At 69.1% G+C, this 18,787-nt stretch carries 20 protein-coding genes; 5 read left to right on the top strand and 15 right to left on the bottom strand.

Translation table 11 applies throughout. The features are described 5' to 3' along the window. The first annotated feature begins 81 nt into the window (after positions 1-81). Together FHR72_RS04385 and FHR72_RS04380 are read left to right on the top strand one after the other, a co-directional pair. On the top strand, positions 82-786 hold the full coding sequence (locus FHR72_RS04385) for a TetR/AcrR family transcriptional regulator (RefSeq protein ID WP_183466719.1): 705 nt from the start codon (positions 82-84) through the stop codon (positions 784-786). A gap of 4 nt (positions 787-790) precedes the next feature. After that, on the top strand, positions 791-1,657 hold the full coding sequence (locus FHR72_RS04380; protein WP_183466718.1) for a polyphosphate kinase 2 family protein: 867 nt from the start codon (positions 791-793) through the stop codon (positions 1,655-1,657). Between the two features lie 103 nt (positions 1,658-1,760). Here the strand turns inward: FHR72_RS04380 and FHR72_RS04375 are convergent, their stop codons facing one another. From FHR72_RS04375 to FHR72_RS04365, 3 genes are all read right to left on the bottom strand, one after another. Then, positions 1,761-2,615, bottom strand: a complete 855-nt coding sequence (locus FHR72_RS04375) for a 3-hydroxybutyryl-CoA dehydrogenase (protein ID WP_183466717.1) — start codon at positions 2,613-2,615, stop codon at positions 1,761-1,763. A 162-nt stretch (positions 2,616-2,777) separates the two neighbouring features. Then, entirely contained in the window at positions 2,778-4,070 is a 1,293-nt protein-coding gene (gene aceA, locus FHR72_RS04370) for an isocitrate lyase (protein ID WP_183466716.1), read from the bottom strand. 273 nt (positions 4,071-4,343) lie between these two features. Next, entirely contained in the window at positions 4,344-5,120 is a 777-nt protein-coding gene (locus tag FHR72_RS04365; RefSeq protein ID WP_183467225.1) for an acyl-[acyl-carrier-protein] thioesterase, read from the bottom strand. A 131-nt stretch (positions 5,121-5,251) separates the two neighbouring features. Here FHR72_RS04365 and ramB point away from each other — a divergent pair, with 131 nt between their 5' ends. From ramB to FHR72_RS04350, 3 genes are read left to right on the top strand one after another with little or no spacing between them, the layout of a single operon-like run. Continuing rightward, positions 5,252-6,691 carry an acetate metabolism transcriptional regulator RamB gene (gene ramB, locus FHR72_RS04360; protein ID WP_183466715.1) on the top strand — a complete coding sequence of 480 codons (1,440 nt, stop codon included), beginning with the start codon at positions 5,252-5,254 and terminating at the stop codon, positions 6,689-6,691. After that, positions 6,688-7,230, top strand: coding sequence for a carboxymuconolactone decarboxylase family protein (locus tag FHR72_RS04355; protein ID WP_183466714.1), 543 nt, complete (start codon positions 6,688-6,690; stop codon positions 7,228-7,230). The genes ramB and FHR72_RS04355 overlap by 4 nt, the downstream gene beginning before the upstream one ends. Before the next feature lie 55 nt (positions 7,231-7,285). Continuing rightward, positions 7,286-8,257 (top strand): alpha/beta fold hydrolase, encoded by a 972-nt coding sequence (locus FHR72_RS04350; RefSeq protein ID WP_183466713.1) that lies wholly within the window; start codon positions 7,286-7,288, stop codon positions 8,255-8,257. Here FHR72_RS04350 and FHR72_RS04345 read toward each other — a convergent pair. The 12 genes from FHR72_RS04345 to FHR72_RS04290 form a co-directional block, all read right to left on the bottom strand. Beyond that, positions 8,254-9,336, bottom strand: coding sequence for a GGDEF domain-containing protein (locus tag FHR72_RS04345; RefSeq protein WP_183466712.1), 1,083 nt, complete (start codon positions 9,334-9,336; stop codon positions 8,254-8,256). The two genes, FHR72_RS04350 and FHR72_RS04345, sit on opposite strands and share 4 nt — an antisense overlap. 76 nt (positions 9,337-9,412) lie before the next feature. Continuing rightward, the gene (locus tag FHR72_RS04340) at positions 9,413-9,691 is read right to left on the bottom strand and encodes a hypothetical protein (protein ID WP_183466711.1); all 279 of its coding nucleotides are present in this window, start codon (positions 9,689-9,691) and stop codon (positions 9,413-9,415) included. Further along, a complete protein-coding gene (lpdA, locus tag FHR72_RS04335; RefSeq protein WP_183466710.1) occupies positions 9,692-11,086 on the bottom strand; it encodes a dihydrolipoyl dehydrogenase in 1,395 nt (464 codons plus the stop codon). Positions 11,087-11,092: 6 nt separating this feature from the next. Further along, positions 11,093-11,719: an ABC transporter ATP-binding protein gene (locus FHR72_RS04330; protein ID WP_183466709.1), complete on the bottom strand. Its 627-nt coding sequence runs from the start codon at positions 11,717-11,719 to the stop codon at positions 11,093-11,095. After that, on the bottom strand, positions 11,716-12,483 hold the full coding sequence (locus FHR72_RS04325; protein ID WP_183467224.1) for an ATP-binding cassette domain-containing protein: 768 nt from the start codon (positions 12,481-12,483) through the stop codon (positions 11,716-11,718). Before FHR72_RS04325 ends, FHR72_RS04330 begins: the two co-directional genes overlap by 4 nt. Next, on the bottom strand, positions 12,477-13,277 hold the full coding sequence (locus FHR72_RS04320; protein ID WP_183466708.1) for an ABC transporter permease: 801 nt from the start codon (positions 13,275-13,277) through the stop codon (positions 12,477-12,479). The genes FHR72_RS04325 and FHR72_RS04320 overlap by 7 nt, the downstream gene beginning before the upstream one ends. After that, positions 13,274-14,356, bottom strand: a complete 1,083-nt coding sequence (locus FHR72_RS04315) for an ABC transporter permease (RefSeq protein WP_396888404.1) — start codon at positions 14,354-14,356, stop codon at positions 13,274-13,276. The genes FHR72_RS04320 and FHR72_RS04315 overlap by 4 nt, the downstream gene beginning before the upstream one ends. 20 nt (positions 14,357-14,376) lie before the next feature. Then, positions 14,377-15,951: an ABC transporter substrate-binding protein gene (locus tag FHR72_RS04310; RefSeq protein ID WP_260155817.1), complete on the bottom strand. Its 1,575-nt coding sequence runs from the start codon at positions 15,949-15,951 to the stop codon at positions 14,377-14,379. Positions 15,952-15,996: 45 nt separating this feature from the next. After that, positions 15,997-16,428 carry a hypothetical protein gene (locus tag FHR72_RS04305; RefSeq protein ID WP_311736052.1) on the bottom strand — a complete coding sequence of 144 codons (432 nt, stop codon included), beginning with the start codon at positions 16,426-16,428 and terminating at the stop codon, positions 15,997-15,999. Further along, the gene (locus FHR72_RS04300; protein ID WP_183466706.1) at positions 16,421-16,699 is read right to left on the bottom strand and encodes a putative holin; all 279 of its coding nucleotides are present in this window, start codon (positions 16,697-16,699) and stop codon (positions 16,421-16,423) included. Before FHR72_RS04300 ends, FHR72_RS04305 begins: the two co-directional genes overlap by 8 nt. Before the next feature lie 278 nt (positions 16,700-16,977). Further along, positions 16,978-17,454, bottom strand: a complete 477-nt coding sequence (locus tag FHR72_RS04295; RefSeq protein WP_183466705.1) for a DUF779 domain-containing protein — start codon at positions 17,452-17,454, stop codon at positions 16,978-16,980. A gap of 1 nt (position 17,455) precedes the next feature. Next, complete coding sequence (locus tag FHR72_RS04290) at positions 17,456-18,784, bottom strand: helix-turn-helix domain-containing protein (protein WP_183466704.1); 1,329 nt, start codon at positions 18,782-18,784, stop codon at positions 17,456-17,458. Between the last annotated feature and the right edge of the window lie 3 nt (positions 18,785-18,787).

The raw sequence follows: 18,787 nt of genomic DNA, 5'->3' as shown, positions 1-18,787 counted from the left end.
CCCGGTCGCGGCGTCCGCACCGCCGCTGCAGCGCAGGCCACCGTATTATCGACACGGACTGAAGAACGGATCTCCGCGACTGTGGCACAACAATCCCCGCCGGTGGCGGTGAAGACTGATGGACGCAAGCGGCGCTGGCACCAGCACAAGGTCGAGCGCCGCAATGAGCTGGTGGACGGCACCCTCGATGCCATCCGCCGGCTCGGAAGCAACGTCAGCATGGACGAGATCGCCGCGGAGATCGGTGTGTCCAAGACGGTGCTCTACCGCTACTTCGTCGACAAGAACGACCTCACCACCGCAGTGATGATGCGGTTCGCGCAGACCACCCTGATCCCGAACATGGCCTCGGCGCTGTCGTCGAACCTCGACGGCTACGACCTGACGCGCGAGGTCATCCGCGTCTACGTCGAGACCGTCGCCAACGAACCCGAGCCCTACCGGTTCGTGATGGCGAGCAACTCGGCGAGCAAGAGCAAGGCCGTCGCGGACTCCGAGGCCATCATCGCGCGCATGCTCGCGGTCATGCTGCGCCGCCGGATGCTGTCGGTGGGCATGGACGCCTCGGGCGCCGAGCCGTGGGCGTTCCACACCGTCGGCGGGGTTCAGCTGGCCACGCACTCCTGGATGTCGAACCCGCGGATGACCTCCGACGAGCTGATCGACTACCTGACGATGCTGTCGTGGAGTGCGCTCTGCGGAATCGTGGAGGTCAACGGTTCGCTGGAGAAGTTCCGCGAGAGTCCGCATCCTTCCCCGATCCTGCCCAAACCACTGCTTGACTAGGTCCATGACCGAACCGGACGACCTTCCCTCGCTGTGGAGCCACGAGCCGCATGTCGAACTGAGGTTCAGGCCGGGCGACAGGGTCGCCGACATCGACGCCGAGGCCACCCCCGGTTTCCGCGGCGACAAGTCCGACGCCCCCACGCTGCAGGCAGAGCGCAACGTGCGGTTCGCCGAACTGCAGGAGAAGCTCTACGCCAACAGCCGTTCCGGCGACACGCGTTCACTGCTGCTGGTGCTGCAGGGCATGGACACCGCGGGCAAGGGCGGGATCGTCAAACACGTTGTCGGAGGCTGTAATCCGCAGGGCGTGCAGTACCGCAGCTTCGGCAAGCCGACCCCCGAGGAACTCCAGCACCACTACCTGTGGCGGGTGCGCAATGCGTTGCCGTCGGCCGGTCACATCGGTGTCTTCGACCGCTCGCACTACGAGGACGTCCTGATCGTCCGCGTGCACAACCTGGTGCCGCCCGAGGTGTGGGAACCGCGCTACGACGAGATCAACGCGTTCGAACGCGAACTCGTCGACGCGGGAACGACTCTGGTGAAAGTGGCGATGTTCGTCTCGCTCGACGAGCAGAAGAAGCGCCTGGCCGAGCGGCTCGAACGCCCCGACAAGTACTGGAAGTACAACCCCGCAGACATCGACGAACGCCTCAGATGGCCTGCCTATCAGGAGGCGTACCAGGCGATGCTGGACCGCACGTCGACCGACTTCGCGCCGTGGCACATCGTGCCGTGCAACCGGAAGTGGTACAGCCGGCTGGCCGTCACCGAGCTACTGATCGAGGCCCTCAAGGGGCTCAACATGTCGTGGCCGCCGGCGGACTTCGACGTCGAGGCCGAGAAGAAGCGACTGGCCTCGGCCTAGCGCCCTCTTTGCGCCTCCGTGCGCGTCGTTGCGTGCCGAGTGTGGGTCCTGCGTACGCATATCGCGCTGATCGCGTACACGCGGCTCACACTCGACGCATCCGCTAGTAGGTGTAGAAGCCCTTACCCGACTTCTTGCCCAGCTGACCCGCTTCGACCATGCGCTGCAGCAGGGGCGGCGGGGCGAAGTTCGGGTCCTTGTACTCGTCGTACATCGAGTCGGCGATCAGCTTCATGGTGTCCAGGCCGATCAAGTCGGACAACCGCAGCGGGCCCATCGGGTGCGACAACCCCGCCACGACGGCCGTGTCGATGTCCTCCACCGTGGCCACACCGGCTTCGGCCATCCGGATCGCCGACAGCAGATAGGGCACCAGCAGCGCGTTGACGATGAAGCCCGAGCGGTCGCCGCAGCGCACGACCTTCTTGCCCAGCACCTCACCCGCGAACTGCTCCACGCGCGCGATGGCCTCCTCGGAGGTGACGAGCGTGTTGATCAGCTCGACCAGGGGCAGCACCGGCACGGGGTTGAAGAAGTGCAGGCCGAGGACGCGGCTCGGATTCTTCGTCGCCGCAGCGATTTTCATGATCGGGATGCTCGAGGTGTTTGACGCGAGCACCGCTTCGGGATCGGTGACGACCTCGTCGAGCTGAGCGAAGACCTTCGCCTTGACGGCCTCGTCCTCGACGATCGCCTCGATGACGAGCTGGCGGTCCGCGAGGGCGGTGATGTCGGTGGTGAACGTCAGGCGCCCCAGCGTGATCTCGAAGTCGTCGGCGGCCAGCTTGCCCTTGGCCTTCGCGCGCTCCAGCGACGCGGTGATCCGGTCGCGTCCGGCGTCGACGAACTCCTGGGACGGTTCGTAGACCACCACGTTCGCGCCGGCCTTGGCCGCCACCTCCGCGATGCCCGAGCCCATCTGCCCGGCCCCGACCACACCTACGCGTTCAATGCTCACGTCTTCTCGTCTCCCTTACATGCGTCAGACCCCGCCCAAGATTTGTGGGCGGGGTCTGCGCTGTCAAGCTGGTGCGAGCGCGCGCTTACGTACGCGGCTGGCGGCGTGTGCCTGTGCAGACACGCGCGCTCGCGGTGCCACGCGGCTCACATGTCACGCGACTTAATGGAACTGGCCCTCTTCGGTCGAGCCCGCGAGCGCGGTGGTCGACGAGGTGGGATCCACAGTGGTGGCGATCCGGTCGAAGTAGCCGGCGCCGACCTCGCGCTGGTGCTTGGTTGCGGTGTAGCCACGCTCCTCGGCGGCGAACTCGCGCTCCTGCAGCTCGACGTAGGCGCTCATCTGGTTGCGGGCGTAGCCGTAGGCCAGATCGAACATCGAGTAGTTGAGGGCGTGGAAGCCGGCGAGGGTGATGAACTGGAACTTGAAGCCCATCGCGCCCAGCTCGCGCTGGAACTTCGCGATCGTGTCGTCGTCGAGGTGCTGCTTCCAGTTGAACGACGGCGAGCAGTTGTAGGCCAGCATCTGGTCCGGGAACTCGCTCTTGACGCCCTCGGCGAACTTCTTGGCGAGCTCGAGGTCCGGGGTGCCGGTCTCCATCCAGATCAGGTCGGAGTACGGCGCGTAGGCCTTGGCGCGGGCGATGCAGGGCTCCAGGCCGTTCTTGACGCGGTAGAAGCCTTCGGCGGTGCGGTCACCGGTGATGAACGGCTGGTCGCGCTCGTCGACATCCGAGGTGATCAGCGTCGCGGCCTCGGCATCGGTACGGGCGATGACGACGGTCGGGACGTCGGCGACGTCGGCGGCGAGACGGGCCGAGGTCAGGGTGCGGATGTGCTGCTGGGTCGGGATGAGCACCTTGCCACCGAGGTGGCCGCACTTCTTCTCCGAGGCCAGCTGGTCCTCCCAGTGCGACCCGGCGACACCGGCGGCGATCATCGCCTTCTGCAGCTCGTAGACGTTCAGCGCGCCACCGAAGCCGGCCTCGCCGTCGGCGACGATCGGGGCCAGCCAGTTCTCGACCGAGGTGTCGCCTTCGACCTTGGCGATCTCGTCGGCGCGCAGCAGCGCGTTGTTGATGCGACGGATGACCTGCGGCACCGAGTTGGCCGGGTACAGGCTCTGGTCCGGGTAGGTGTGGCCGGAGAGGTTCGCGTCACCGGCGACCTGCCACCCGGACAGGTAGATGGCCTTGAGGCCGGCGCGCACCTGCTGCACGGCCATGTTGCCGGTCAGCGCGCCGAGCGAGTTGACGAAGTCCATGTCGTGCAGCTGCTCCCACAGCACCTCGGCGCCGCGGCGGGCCAGCGTCGCCTCTTCGACGACGGTGCCCTGCAGGGCGACGACGTCCTTGGGGGTGTAGGTGCGGGTGATGCCTTTCCAGCGGGGGTTGTGGTCCCAATCGTGCTGGATCTGCTCCGGGCTCTTCGGTGTGCCAACGGTCGACTTGGTCATCAGGGGGACCTGCTCCTTCGTTGTGTTGCAAAGCGCTGTCAGCGTGGAAGCTTCAGCGGTTGTTAACGCGGCGGCTCATTCACCGACCTGCTAATCCGAGGATGCATCACCGCATAAGCGCAGGTCCACCACTTTCGCTTGCCAATTTTCGCCAACGAACGGGACCAAGTTGCAAACATTGCAAAGCCACCGGATCACTGAAACGGTTCAGAAGCTACTGGCGAGTAGCGAATATTCGCAGGTCAGTACGCCCGTACTGTTTGAATCAGCGACCTAGAGCGGGAAGATCGCGGCGACGGCTTTCGTCTCCTCGCCGACCGCATATGTGAGCGTTGTAACAGTCCGGTCGGCGAGCTCCTCGCCGAACTTGTCCGTCGATCCCGCCGGGTGGACGTGCCGGATGATCTCCAGCTTGTCCCCGAGAGCCACCGGCAGATCGTGTTCGATCGTCACCCGCAGGGGCGCCTTCATGAGGTCCGGCTGCGTGGCCAGGTAGTCCTCGACGACGCTCCAGTACACGGAGTTGTTCATGTGGTCGAAGATGTCGATGTCGCTGACGCGGACGGGGTAGTCACGGACGTGCTCGGCGGTCTCGCGGTCACCCGGCTTCAGGTAGGGCTTCCACCGGAGCCGACTCTCACTCGTGGTGCGCCGCAGCCCCTCGATGAAGTCATCGGAGATACGCGCCGGCCCCTGCGTCTCGCGGTTGATGTTGATCCAGAACGCCTCGGACTCCACGAGGCCGCCTTTGCGACCGTCGATCCGCACCCGCATCTCGCACCACCGGTTCGAGGTGCCCGAGCACCAGCGGCGCAGCCGCAGCATGTCCTTGAACACGATGGGCTCGATCATGTCGATCATGGTCCGTCGCACGATCCACAGCGGATGGGTCTCCTCGTAGCCCATCTCGCGGAGCTGGTCGGTCCCGACGTCCTGGATGTGGCGCGTCGCGGCGTCGAACTTCAGCCTGCCCTCGCGGTCCACGTCCGCGACCCGAAGCGGCCACTGCGTGTCGAAGACGTCGGGATGGGGATCGGGCACGGGCATCATCACCTTCGACAACCCCGTGCCGGACAGGCGCTGAGTGCTCACGAGGTGTGATCCTGCCACAGCACCCCACGTGCGAATACTGCGAAGTACAGCGTTAACAGGGCTAACAAAAGCGGTCTACGCTGGATTGCGTGGCGAAAACATTCGTCGGCGCCCGCGTCCGACAGCTACGTAGCGAGCGTGGGTTCAGCCAGGCCGCGTTGGCTCAGATGCTGGAGATCTCCCCCAGCTACCTCAATCAGATCGAACACGACGTCCGGCCCCTGACCGTCGCCGTGCTGCTGCGCATCACCGAGGTGTTCGGGGTGGACGCGACGTTCTTCGCCTCCCAGGACGACACCCGCCTGATCGCCGAGCTGCGGGAGGTGATCCTGGACCGCGACCTCGATGTCGACATCGACCCGGCGGAGGTCGCCGACATGGTGGGTGCGCATCCCGCGTTGGCGCGGGCGATGGTGAACCTGCACCGCCGCTACCAGCTGACGACCACGCAGCTGGCCGCAGCCACCGAGGACAGGTTTCACGTCGGCAGCGGCTCCGTCTCGGGCTCCGGCACCGGATCCATCTCGATGCCGCACGAGGAAGTCCGCGACTACTTCTACGAGCGGCAGAACTATCTCCACGATCTCGACACCGCCGCCGAGCACCTGACCGCCGACATGCGGGTCCACCGCGGTGAACTGGCGGGCGACCTCGCCGACCGGCTGCGGTTCGTGCACGGGGTGACGATCATCCGGGGTCTGGATCTCGGCGAGGGCGTGCTGCACCGCTACGACCCGGCGACGAAGCGGCTGGAGATGGGGGCCCATCTGTCGGCCGGGCAGCGGGTGTTCCGGATGGCCGCCGAACTCGCCTACCTCGAATGCGGCGAGCTGATCGACAAGCTGGTCGCCGACGGCAAGTTCACCAGCGACGAATCCCGCACGCTCGCCCGCATGGGCCTGGCCAACTACTTCGCCGCGGCGACGGTGCTGCCGTACGGGCAGTTCCACGACGTCGCGGAGAAGTTCCGCTACGACGTCGAGCGGCTCTCGGCGTACTACTCGGTCAGCTACGAGACCATCTGCCACCGGCTTTCGACATTGCAGCGGCCCTCGATGCGGGGCGTGCCGTTCTCGTTCGTCCGCGTCGACCGGGCCGGCAACATGTCGAAACGGCAGTCCGCCACCGGCTTTCACTTCTCCTCCAGCGGGGGCACGTGCCCGCTGTGGAACGTCTACGAGACGTTCGCCAACCCGGGCAAGATCCTCGTCCAGATCGCCGAGATGCCGGACGGGCGCGCCTACATGTGGGTGGCGCGGACCGTCGAGCGCCGCGCCGCGCGCTATGGTCAGCCCGGTAAGACGTTCGCGATCGGCCTCGGCTGCGAACTGCGCCACGCGCAGCGGCTCGTCTACTCGGAAGGCTTGGTGACGGGTGACCCCAACGTCCCGGCGACGCCCATCGGCGCCGGCTGCCGCGTCTGCGAACGCGACAACTGTCCCCAGCGTGCTTTCCCCGCCCTGGGCCGCGCGCTCGACATCGACGAACACCGCTCGACGGTGTCGCCATACCTGGTGAGGCAACAATGACGACCCCTGCCCGCATCCCGCCCGGCGGTTTCAAAGAGCTCGGCCCGCTGAACTGGGCGATCGCGAAGGTGGGTGCGCGCGGCATCCGGCGCCCGCGGTTCAGCCTGATGAACGTGCTCGGCAGGCACCGCGGGCTGTTCCTGGTCTGGCTGCCACTGTCGGGGTACCTGCTCTACGCCGGGAAGCTGTCGCGGCGCGACGCCGAGGTGGTCATCCTGCGGGTTGGCTACCTGCGGGGCTGTGAATACGAACTGCAGCAGCACCGACGGCTGGCGCGGTCCCGGGGCCTGGACGCGGAGACGCAGTCCAGGATCTTCGCCGGGCCCGACGCCGATGGCCTGACCGACAGAGAGCGCATCCTGATCACCGCGACCGACGAGTTCGTCGTCACGCGCGGCGTCTCCTCCGAGACGTGGCAGATGCTGGCCGGACACCTCACCAAACCGCAGCTCATCGAATTCTGCATGCTCGCAGCACAATACGACGGCCTGGCCGCCACGATCACGACACTTCAGGTGCCGCTGGACTTCCCGGACTGATCTCGGGGTTGACATAGGCCGCCGCAGGTGTAAACCCGGCGGCTACCATGCCAGCATGACTGCGAATCCGTGGCGGCACCCGCCCGGCGTGCCCCGTTGCGAGCCGCCCCGCGCCGAGGGTGCCTTCTTCCTGCCCGACGGACGACGGATCGGCTACGCGGAATTCGGTGACCCGACCGGCCCGGTCGTGCTGTGGTTCCACGGCACCCCCGGTGGCCGCAGGCAGCTGCCGATCGTCGGCCGGCGGGCCGCTGAGAGGCTGGGGTTGCGGGTGATCCTCGTCGAGCGGGCCGGGTCCGGCCTGAGCGACCCGCACGTCTACGACCAGATCGGTGACTGGGCCGCCGACATGGCCCACGTAGCCGATCTGCTGGGCGCCGAGAAGCTGGGCGTGGTCGGGCTTTCCGGCGGCGGACCGTTCGCGCTCGCCTGCGCCGGCATGCCCGCGCTGGCTGATCGGGTCGCTGCCATCGCCATCCTCGGCGGTGTGACGCCGTCGGTCGGACCGGACGCCACGTGCAGCGGCGCCATCGAACTGGCCCGCCGGTGCGCTCCGCTCACCTCGGCGATGCGACGGCCGTTCGCCGCGGTCACCGCCGGTCTGCTGACGCCGGTGATCCCGCTGGCCCACCTGGCCTACCGCGGCATGAGCGCCGTGATGCCCGAGGGCGACAAGCAGGTCTTCGCCAACCCCGAGATCGAGGCGATGTTCATCGACGACATCGTCCACGCCGCCCACGGCGGGTTCCAGGCACTGCTCGACGATGCCCGGTTGTTCGGTCGCGACTGGGGTTTCCGGCTGGCCGACGTCAGGGTGCCGGTGCGGTGGTGGCACGGCGACGCCGACTCCATCATCTCGCTGGCCGACGCCCAGGCCGCCGCCGCGCATCTGCCCGACGTGGACCTGCTGCTGATGCCCGACGAGAGCCACCTCGGCGGCTTCGCCAAGGCCGACGACGTGCTGAGCTTCCTGGCCCCGTACCTGTCCGACGCCCCGACCGAGAACGGGAGCCGCCGCCGCGGCTAACGCGCGTCGGTGGTCCTGACCCGGTCGCCGCCGCAGGCCTTCGCCTCGTACATCGCGGCATCCGCCGCGGTGATCACATCGATCAGATCCAGGTCGGTCCGCGTGCAGGTGGCCAGCCCGATGCTGACGGTGATGGCGGGCTGCGCGGGCGCGGAGACGGCCGCGCGAATGCGCTCGGCGATCGCGTCGGCCTGCTCCCTGGGCACCCGGTCCACGACGAGGAACTCGTCACCGCCCCACCGCACGACGACGGCGTCGTCACGCACGCTGGAACGGATCCGCCGGGTGGTGCGGATCAGGACCTCGTCGCCGACGGCGTGGCCCAGCGAGTCGTTGACGCCCTTGAAGCCGTCGACGTCGATCAGCAGCGCGCACAGGCTCGCGTCGGGGGGCGCGGCCTCGTTGAGCCTTTTCACCGACACCGCCAGACCGCGGCGGTTGGTCAGCTCGGTCAGCGGATCGGTCAGCGACAGCTTCGAACTGCCCTGCAACAGCCAGAACCCGAATTGCAGGGCGGGCAGCACGCACACAGTGACCAGCAGCGCGATGATCGCCCGGGACACCGCCACCTGCACCCCGTGGTCCGGCGTGGTCACCGCCAGCCAGACCGCGATGCCCAGGACCGACAGCGTGCACCACGCGATGTGGGCAAGGTGCAGTCGCGGCCCGTGGAAGAACACCACGTAACCACCGGCGCACAGCAGGATCGGGATGCCCGACATCGCGAGGTTGGGGTCGCCGAACAGCAGCGCCGACAGCGTCATGATCACGTCGACGTACACCACCAGCGCGGCCGACGCACGCGAGCTCGGCCAGGGCAGGAGGGCCCACCGGGCGGCCCACGCGAGGGATCCGACGCCCACCACGGCCCAGCCGACGCGTGCCAGCGTGGAGTCGGTCCCCGGCGTCAGGACGACATTCACCAGCGCGAGCAGGCCCATGGTCGCCCCGATGCCGGCAATGATGTGGCGCAGCACCGGCAGCATGCCGCGGCTGCGCAGAAACTCGATCCGCCACTGATAGTCGTCGCGCTGCTGCCACCATTGCCTCAGCAGGCTGTCCGCCGCTCGCTCCCCCACCGGCTCATCCTAAGGGCCGGTGAACGCCTCCCGAACGCGAAATGCCACGTCGTCATGGAGATTTACCATGCGCCAGCTACAGGTATGTCACCCCGAGCACGGCGATCGACAGCAGCACCGGCGTGATCGGCAGGCCCCACAGGAACGCCGCCCAGGCCTCCGATCGTGGCGTCTTGCCGCGCCACAGCCGCCGGCCGAGCAAGACCGCACCGACTCCGACCACGAAGGACACCGCGGCGACGACGAGGACCCAGGTGGGCACATCTGTCGAGGCGATGGCCACCGAGATGCCGGCCAGCCACAGCATGTGGCCGACCACCAATCCGCCGATACCGGCGACCCAGATGCCCCTCAACTAGAAGTTGATCATGTGGCCGACCAGCCCGTGGAAGCACTCCTGCAGCGCCTCGGACAGCGTCGGGTGGGTGTGCACGTTGCGGGCCAGCTCGGTGGCGGTGAGGTCCCACTTCTGCGCCAGCGTGAGCTCGGGCAGGAGCTCGGCGACGTCCGGTCCGATCAGGTGCCCGCCCAGCAGCTCGAGGTGCTTCTTGTCGGCGATGAGCTTCACGAAGCCGGTCGGGTCGCCCAGGCCGTGGGCCTTGCCGTTCGCGGTGAACGGGAACTTGGACACGACGACGTCGTAGCCCTCGTCCTTGGCCTGCTGTTCGGTGAGACCGAAGCTCGCGACCTGCGGCTGACAGAACGTGGCGCGCGGCATCATCCGGTAGTCGCCCAGCGCCAGCGTCTCGGCGCCGGCGATGGTCTCGGCGGCCACCACGCCCATCGCCTCGGCGACGTGGGCGAGCTGCAGCTTGCCGGTGACGTCGCCGATGGCGTAGATGTGCGGCACGTTGGTGCGCATGTAGTCGTCGATGCCGATGCCCCGGCGCTCGGTCAGCTCCACGCCGGCCTTGTCGAGGTCGAAGCCCTCGACGTTCGGCGCGAACCCGATGGCCTGCATGACCTTGTCGGCCTTGAGCTCTTCGGTCTTGTCGTTCTTGCTGATCGTGACGGTGACCTGCTTGCCGTCGTCTTCGATCTTCTCGACCTTGGTGCCGGTCAGAATCTTCACGCCGAGCTTCTTGTACTGCTTCTCGATCTCCTTGGAGACCTCGGCGTCCTCGTTCGGCAGGGCCCGGGGCAGGAACTCGACGATCGTCACGTCGACGCCGTAGTTCTTCATCACGTAGGCGAACTCCATGCCGATGGCGCCCGCGCCCGCGATGATGATCGACCCGGGGAGCTCACGCTCCATGATCTGCTCTTCGTAGGTGACGACGTTCTCCGACAGCGAGGTGTTCGGCACCAGGCGCGTGCTGGCGCCGGTCGCGATGATCGCGTTGTCGAACTCGACCTTCTCGGTCTCGCCCTCGTTCAGGTCGACCTCGATGCTGTTCGGGCCCGTGAACTTGCCGTAACCGTGGATCTCGGTGATCTTGTTCTTCTTCATCAGGAAGTGCACACCGGCCACGCGGCCGTCGGCCACCTTGCGGCTGCGGTCGAAGGCGGCGCCGTAGTCGAAGCTCGCCTCCCCGCTGATGCCGAACGTCTTGGCTTCCTTGTGGAAGAGGTGGGCGAGCTCGGCGTTGCGCAGCAACGCCTTCGACGGGATGCACCCGACGTTGAGGCACACGCCGCCCCAGTACTTGGGTTCGACGATGGCGGTGCTCAACCCGAGCTGGGCGGCACGAATGGCCGCGACGTATCCGCCGGGGCCGGCTCCGAGAACGACGACGTCATAGTGGGTCACGCCTACCTACCCTAGTGGGCGCGGCAAGGCGAGCGCGTGCGCCGGGCTCGAGGCCAATGCCTCGATCAGAGCCGGGTCGTGGCTGACGAGCACGACGGCCGCGCCGTCGTCGCAGACCTGCCGCAGAAGCTCGATCACCGCGCCCGAGGCGATCGGGTCGAGCATCGCGGTCGGCTCGTCGCACAGCAGGTAGGCGGCGCGCTGGGTGAGGACCCGGCCGAGGCACGCCCGCTGCAGCTGACCGTCGCTGACCTGCCCGGGATAGCGGTCGAGCAGCTCGGGGGCGAGCCCGACGCGCACGGCGGTCTCGTCGGTGTCGGCGCGCTCTCCGCGGATGACGGCGGGTTCGGCGATGATCTGGCCCAGAGTCCAGCGCGGGTTGCAGACCAGCCGGGGGTGCTGGGCCAGCAGTGCGACCGACCCGGCCGGCGCGGCCGTGCGCCCGCCGTAGCGGACCTGCCCGGCGTCGGGTGTCTGCAGACCGGCCAGCACCCGCAGCAGGGTGGTCTTGCCGCTGCCCGAGACGCCCGTGACGCCGGTGACCGCCTGCGCGGGCGCGGTCACGTCGACACCGTCGAGCACGGTCTTTCCCGCGAAGGACACGCGGATCCCGACGGCCTCCAGCCCCGTCACGCCGGCACCGTCCCCAGCAACGCGCGCAGATAGGGGTCCGTGGTCTCCAGCGCCGAGGCCAGCGGCTCCTGCGACAGCACGGTTCCGCGGGCCATCACGGCGACGTCGCCGCACACGCGGGCGCGCAGCAGCGACGGCATGTCGTGGGTGATGACGAGGACGCCGGCCCCGTCGTCGGCGGCGTCGCCGAGCAGCCGCCAGATCACCGCGGCGTTGTCGGGGTCGAGCGCCGAGGTGGGTTCGTCGGCGAGCAGGAGCTTCGGCCTGCCGGCGAGCGCGGCCGCGATCGCGACGCGCTGCGCCATGCCGCCGGACAGTTCGTGCGGGTAGCGACCCAGCACGTCGGCGGGCAGCGCGACGGCCGCGCACAGCTGTTGCGGCGTGCGGTCGGCGTCGAGCCGTGTGCAGATCTCGGTGAGCTGGGATCCGACGGTGCGCACGGGCGTGAACGACGTGGCCGCCGACTGCGGCACGACCCCGACGTGGCGCCCGCGCAGCCTGCGCCAGGCCCGTTCGTCGCGGTGCCCGACCTCGCGGCCGTCGATGTGCACCGTCCCGCGGACCCGCGACCCCGGCGGGACCAGGCCCGACAGCGCCGCCGCGACAAGCGATTTCCCGCATCCGGATTCCCCGACCAGCGCGGTGACCGCACCGGCGGGAACGTCGAGGTCGACATCGTCGAGGACCGACACCGCAGCCGTGTCCCGGCCACGACGCAGGTCGATGTCGACCGTCAGCCCGGTCAGTCGCGCGGCGCTCACCAGACCTGCCCCACCGGCGGCCGGTGCCGGTTGCGCACCGAGGTACCTGCCGCCGCGAACGCCAGCGCGGCGACGATCAGCGCGGCCGCAGGCACGGCCAGCGTCCACCAGGCCCCGGCGAGCACGTCCCCACGGGCCTCGCTGAGCAGGGTCCCGAGGCTGGCCCGGTCCGGCGAGAGCCCGACGCCGAGGAACGACAGGGTGGATTCGTGCCACACGGCGTGGGGCAGCAGCACCACCATCGCCACGAGTGCCTGTCCGGTGACCGCCGGGACCAGGTGGGTGCGCGCCACGAACCAGCGTGAGGCGCCGGCCAGTCGCGCCGTCTCGACCCAACCCGCCTCGGCCACGGCCAGCAGCTCGGCGCGCACCACCCGCGCCACGGCAGGCCAGTGCGTCAGCGCGATCGAGGCGATGATCGCCAGCGGCGCACCGCGCCACATCGCCGCGATGACGATGCCGACGACCAGGTGCGGCAGCGCGTTGAACCCGTCGACAAGGCGCATCACGACGGCATCGAGCCCACCGCCGACCAGCGCTGCGGCCACCCCGATCGCCACGCCGAGAACGGTGGCCACGACCGCGCAGACGGCCGCGATCAGCAGCGACACCCGCAGCCCCTCGGCGGTGCGCACCAGCAGGTCGTAGCCCGAATGGTCGGTGCCGGCGAGGTGTCCGGGCCCGGGCGGCTGCAGCGCTGCGGCGAAGTCGGCGACCTGATCGCCCGCCAGCAGCGGAATCCCCACCGCGGCCGCGACGATCAGGCCGAGCACGATCCACGGCGGGTCCGCTTTCATGCGCTGATCCTCACGCGGGGATCGATGGCCACCGCGGCGGCGTCGGAGAGCGCCGAGCCGGCCAGCACCGTCGCGGCGGCCGCGACCGTCAACGCCGCCAGCAACGGAAAGTCGAGTGCGGCAGCAGATTCGACGAGTGTGGCGGCCATCCCCGGCCAGCCGAACACGGTCTCGACGATGGCTGCGCCGGCGATCAGCTCGGGCAACCGGGTGCCGAGCAGCGCCAGGGTCGGCAGCACCGAGACGGGGGCGATGTGACCGCGCAGCAACGCCCAGCCGTGCACCCCGCGCGCGCGGGCACCGCGGACCGCGTCGGAATCGATGCCGGCGACGACGGCGGCGCGTGTCGTGAGCAGCAGCCACGGGATCATCGACACGGTCAGCGCGATCCACGGCAGAATGCCGTGGCGCACAACACCATCGAGGGTGTAACCGGCTCCGGGAGCTGAGGCCCCCGAGGCGGGGAGCCAGCGCAGCCCCACCGCGACGACCACCACCAGGGCCAGCGACACGACGAACGGCGGAACGGCCGCCAGGGTCACCGAGAACCCGGTGCACACCCGGTCGATCAGCCCGCCGCGGCGCATTCCGGCCACACAGCCCAGCACCAGCGCCACGACCGTCGCGGTCACCAGCGCCGCCCCGGACAACGCCAGCGTGAACGGCAGGCGCTCGGCCAGCACGGTGGTGACCGGTTGCGACTGCGTGGACGACCAGCCGAGGTCACCGTGCATCAGCCCCCCGACCCACTGCCACCAGGCCTGGTACCACGGCTGGTCGGTGTCGTACGCCGCCCGCATCGCGTCGCGCTGCGACGGCGTGGCGAACTGGTAGTTGCTGCCGAGGTAGGCCGCGAGAGGGTCGAACGGCGACAGGGAGGCGACGGCGAAGATGGCGGCCGAGATCGCCGCTGTCAGCGGCACCGCGATCGCGGTGCGGATCGCGAGCAGGCGGGCCGCGGCGCGCCACGGCCGGGCCGGTCGTCCGGCGGACGCATGCTCGGCGACCGGAGGGGCGCTCTGCGGGGTCAGCGTGTCCACGCTCCGGCCGTTTATCGCGTCCACGCTCTTGCTGCCTATCGCGTCCACGCTCCGGCTGCCTATCGCGTCCACGCGGCGACATCCCACCACGGGCCCCACGAAACGCCGTGGGAGTGCGGCTCCATGATCGGCGGACTCTGCTGCCAGCCGAGGTCCTTGTAGCTGTAGGTGTGGTTCAGGAACACCAGGAACACGTGCGACGGTGCCGCCGCATACGTGGACTGGATCGTGCGGTACAGCTCGTCTTTGGCCGGGTCGGGCGCGGATCGGCTTGCGCGCTCCAGCATCTCGTCGAGGCCCGGTGCGGTGAAGTTGCCCGGGTTGGAGTACGGCGAGGAGTTCGGCACCCGGGTGTGCAGGGTGTCGTACACCTGCGAGTCGATGCTGTAGGGCGTGGAACCGCCGCCGAGCACCACGGCGGAGTCACCGAACCGGGTGTCGATCTCGTCCCAGCTGGTGCCGCGCGGCCGGACCTCGATGCCCAGGGGTTTCATCGCGGCGGCGTAGGCGACCGCGAGGTCGCGGCGCAGCGTGTCCTGGGCGTTGTAGAGCAGCTCGAATGTGGCACGCGCGCCGTCCTTTTCGCGCACGCCGTCACCGGATCTGCGCCACCCCGCCTGCTCCAGCAGCTCTTCGGCCCTGCGCAGGTCGAACGTGTACGGCGCGTCGGTGCTGTACGCCGCGCCATAGGCCTCCGCGACGGGCGTGCTGGCGGGTTGGCCGTAGCCGAGCAGGACGTCGCGCACCATCGCGTCACGGTCGACACCGATGTTCATCGCGAGCCGGGCCGCGACGTCGGCGGTGAACGGATTGCCCGCGGGGAGGGCGATGCCCCGCCAGTCCGCCGAACGCACCGCCACGGTCTGCACGTCGTCACTGTTGACCGAATCAATCAGGCGCGGCGGCAGATTCGTGCCGTCGACCGCACCGGAGACCATGCTCTGGGCACGGGCGTTGTCATCGGGTGCATAGGTGTAGACGAGTCGCTTCACCTGAGGCGGCGAGCCCCAGTAGTCGTCGCGGGCCACCAGAACCGCCTGGTCGGGTCGCAGGCTCTCCAACCGGTACGGGCCGGTGCCGACGGGCGCGGTGTTGACCGCCCAGTCCGCGGCCGGCGCCGCTTCCACCTTCTCCGACGGCAGGATTCCCAGCAGCAGACAGGGCTTTGGATCCGCAGCGGTGTTCAGCTCGACGGTGACGGCATCGGGCCCGTCGGCGGTCATCGACACGATCGGCGCGACGGACGTCGAGATCTCCGACGCGACCGCGGGATCGCCGACCGCGGCGTAGGTGGCGACCACGTCGGCGGAGTCGAGGGTGCTGCCGTCGGAGAAGGTGACACCCGTCCGCAGCGGGATGCGCCACCGGTTCGGGCCCGCAGGCTCAGGAGCCCGGTCGGCCAGGGCCGGCTCCAGCTCGGGGACGACGGTGTCGGTGGTCGCGCTCGGGCGGTAGAGCCCGTCGTAGAGGGGTGAGACGCCGGATTCGGAATAGCCGTTGACCGGGTTGTAGCCGCCGAGCTCATAGCCCTCGGCCAGCACGATCTGATCGGCATTCCCCTCGCCCGACGGCGAGGAACACGCCGCGACGGCGGCAACGCTCACAACACAGGCAAGCGCAGCGCGCAGTTTCATGTGTCTATCTGAACACATGAAGTATTCGACTGCGCAACGAGCTCCCTAGGTGGTGATCCACCCGAACGCGTAGCTGCCGTACAGCGCCGCGGCACCGAGGGCGGCGGCCAGCGGGCCCGACATCAGCGCCAGCGACAGCGCCGCGATACCGGGCCGCTCCTGCACCATCGCCGTCAACAGGCTGCCCACGATGCAGGCGACCAGGAAGACCAGCACGGCGAAGACGGGCACGGCCTTGTCGAGGGAGTGGAACCACCAGTAGTAGAGGCCCGCCCCGGCGGCCGCGGCCACGACCCACATGCCGGTGACCACGAGGACGAAGCGCCACCGGCTGATGAACTGGGCCACGCTGGGGAAGACGATGGGCGCCGCGTGCGGGGCCGGCAGCTCGGCCGCGTAAGCGGGGTCCTCGACGACCGTCTGCGCGGCGAAGCCGCCCGTGAATTCGGGCGTGAACGCTTGGGTCTGCTCAGACACCGGAGGCCACCTGGATCGCGGTCAGCGCGCCGAACCATCCGGGTCCGATCGCGAGGATCATGGCGCCGACGGCGGTCGTCCAGCGGCGGTTCGAGAACAGGATCATCAGCATGCCGACGACACTCGGCACACCGATGACGAGTCCGATCGCGACGTCGGGACGGATCGTGGCGGTGAGTTCGACGGCGACTATGAGCGCACCCATCATGCCGAGAGCGACGCCGATGATCATCACTCCGGCCAAGACCGATGCTCGTGGCAGCGGGATCACGTCATCGACGATAACGGTGCCGCCGGCCGAAATGCGTACGGCGCGCCGCACTTTGATGGCCGCGGCGTAACGGACCGGTCACGGTTGCCGTGTGCACCGGCGGCCGTGGGACATCAAGTACCCGGTAGATGCGCTGCGCACGTGGGGCATCGAGGGGACGCCGGGAGACAGGATCGTGATCATGTTGTGTCCGGCGCACTCTCGCCGCGCCCGCCTGGTGTGCGATCAGTGCCGCCGCAGAACCGGAATTCGTGCGCCCGGCCCCCACATCGGAGGCTCTATCGCTGGGGAATCGCGCACGCGTCCACGGCGTCGGCGACGATGTGCGTGCCGCACGCTGCGGGTCGCACGCCGCGTTCGTAGGCCGCGCCCGTCACGACGGACACGGTCTCCAGCGCACGCATCTCGTCGTCGGTGAACGCGCGCCCGCGGGACAGGAAGCGCTTGCCCTCCGGCGACTCCAGGCTGAAGCCGCCACCCCGGCCGAGCACCACGTCGATGACGAGTTGCGTGTGCTTCCAGGTGTCGAACTGCGGACCTGAGATCCACACCGGCACGCCGTCGCCGACATCGAGGACCGCGAGCAGGACGTCGCGGTCTCCGACGATGAAGTCGCCGTCGGGGTAACACATCGGAGAGGAGCCGTCGCAGCAGCCGCCGGACTGGTGGAACATCAGCGCGCCGTGGCGCTCCTGCAACGTGCGCAGCAGTTCGGCGGCGGCCTCGGTCACCAGGGCTCGGTAGGGTGCGTCCACCTCACCCATTGTGCTCCTGGCCCGCCGCCGGCGCCCCCACCGTTCGGGCAGTACGCACCGCCGGCGCCGTGGACGGCGGCAGAAGCAGACGCCGGTCCTTCGGATAGCAGACCGAGAGTTCGACCGAGCCCGAGAACCGGTACGGCTGGGCCGCGAGCAGTCCGGCGAACTGTTTGCGCAACCGCGACATCTCCGCGCGCACGGTGACCACCCGCGAGCGATCGCCGTAGAGGTCCTCGGCCAGTTGCGGGGCTGTCCGCCCCTGCGGCGAAAGCGCCAGTGCGCAAAGGATTTCGGCGTGCCGCAGCGAGAGGTCGTGCCGCCAGCCACCGAATTCCCCCGCCAGCGCCAGCGAGGGCGTGTCCGGATCGCGGAAGTCCAGCGACACGCGGGTGACGCCGGGCTGACCCGCCTCGTCCCCGGGCGCGAGTCGCACCAGCCACCCGCCCGGCAGCGGCTCGACGGCGCACATGCCCAGGGTGGTCAGCCACACCCGGCCCGGTCCCATCTGCTCGGGAAGCAGGATCCGGTTGTGTAGCGGCATCGCGTCGACCGCGGCGACCCACCCCTCGGTGTCGACGGCCAGCGCCGGGCTGCCCATCCGCGCGAGAATCGGCGCGGCCAGCGCCCTCAGCCGGTTGAGAGTGCGGTCGTGCTCCTGGCGCAGGTGCGATTCCGCCAGTCGGGCGACGGCGTCGACCAGAGCGATCGTGGTCGGGTGCACGGTGGCCGCAGGCCCGGAGACGTCGACGACGCCGATGACCTGCCCCGTCCTGGGGTCCTTGATCGGCGCGCCGGCGCACGTCCACGAGTGGTGGCTGCGCAGGAAGTGTTCGGCGGAGAAGACCTGCACGGCGCGTTGCGACACGAGGGCGGTGCCGATGGCGTTGGTGCCCACGGCCCCCTCGCCCCAGTGGGCGCCCTCGACGAAGCCGAGCCGGTCGGCGTTGCTCAACACCGACGGCGACCCCGACCGCCACAGCACCCGGCCCTGCGCATCGGCGACGACGAGGATGTTCTCCCCCTCGGCGACCAGCGACTCCAGACCGTGGGAGATCTCGTCGAGCACCTCCATCAGCCCCGACGACCGGCGCAGCATCTCCAGCGACCCGGACTCCACCACCGGTGTCGGCACCTCGCCGGGGCCGATGCCGCCGGCCATCATGCGCCGCCACGATTCGCCGATGACCTCGCGGGGCCGCGCGGGTGCCCGGTGCCCGGCCATCGTCGCGTCGTAGACAGCCGACATCAGCCGCGCGTAGCTGCGCGGATCCTCGCCGACTGCGACTGCCGGTTCAGGCACGGGCGAACTGCCGGGGTTGATGGGCATCAC

This window comes from Mycolicibacterium iranicum (assembly GCF_014190915.1).
Lineage (GTDB): Bacteria > Actinomycetota > Actinomycetes > Mycobacteriales > Mycobacteriaceae > Mycobacterium > Mycobacterium iranicum_B.
This window is presented reverse-complemented; position numbering and strand designations above follow the sequence as displayed.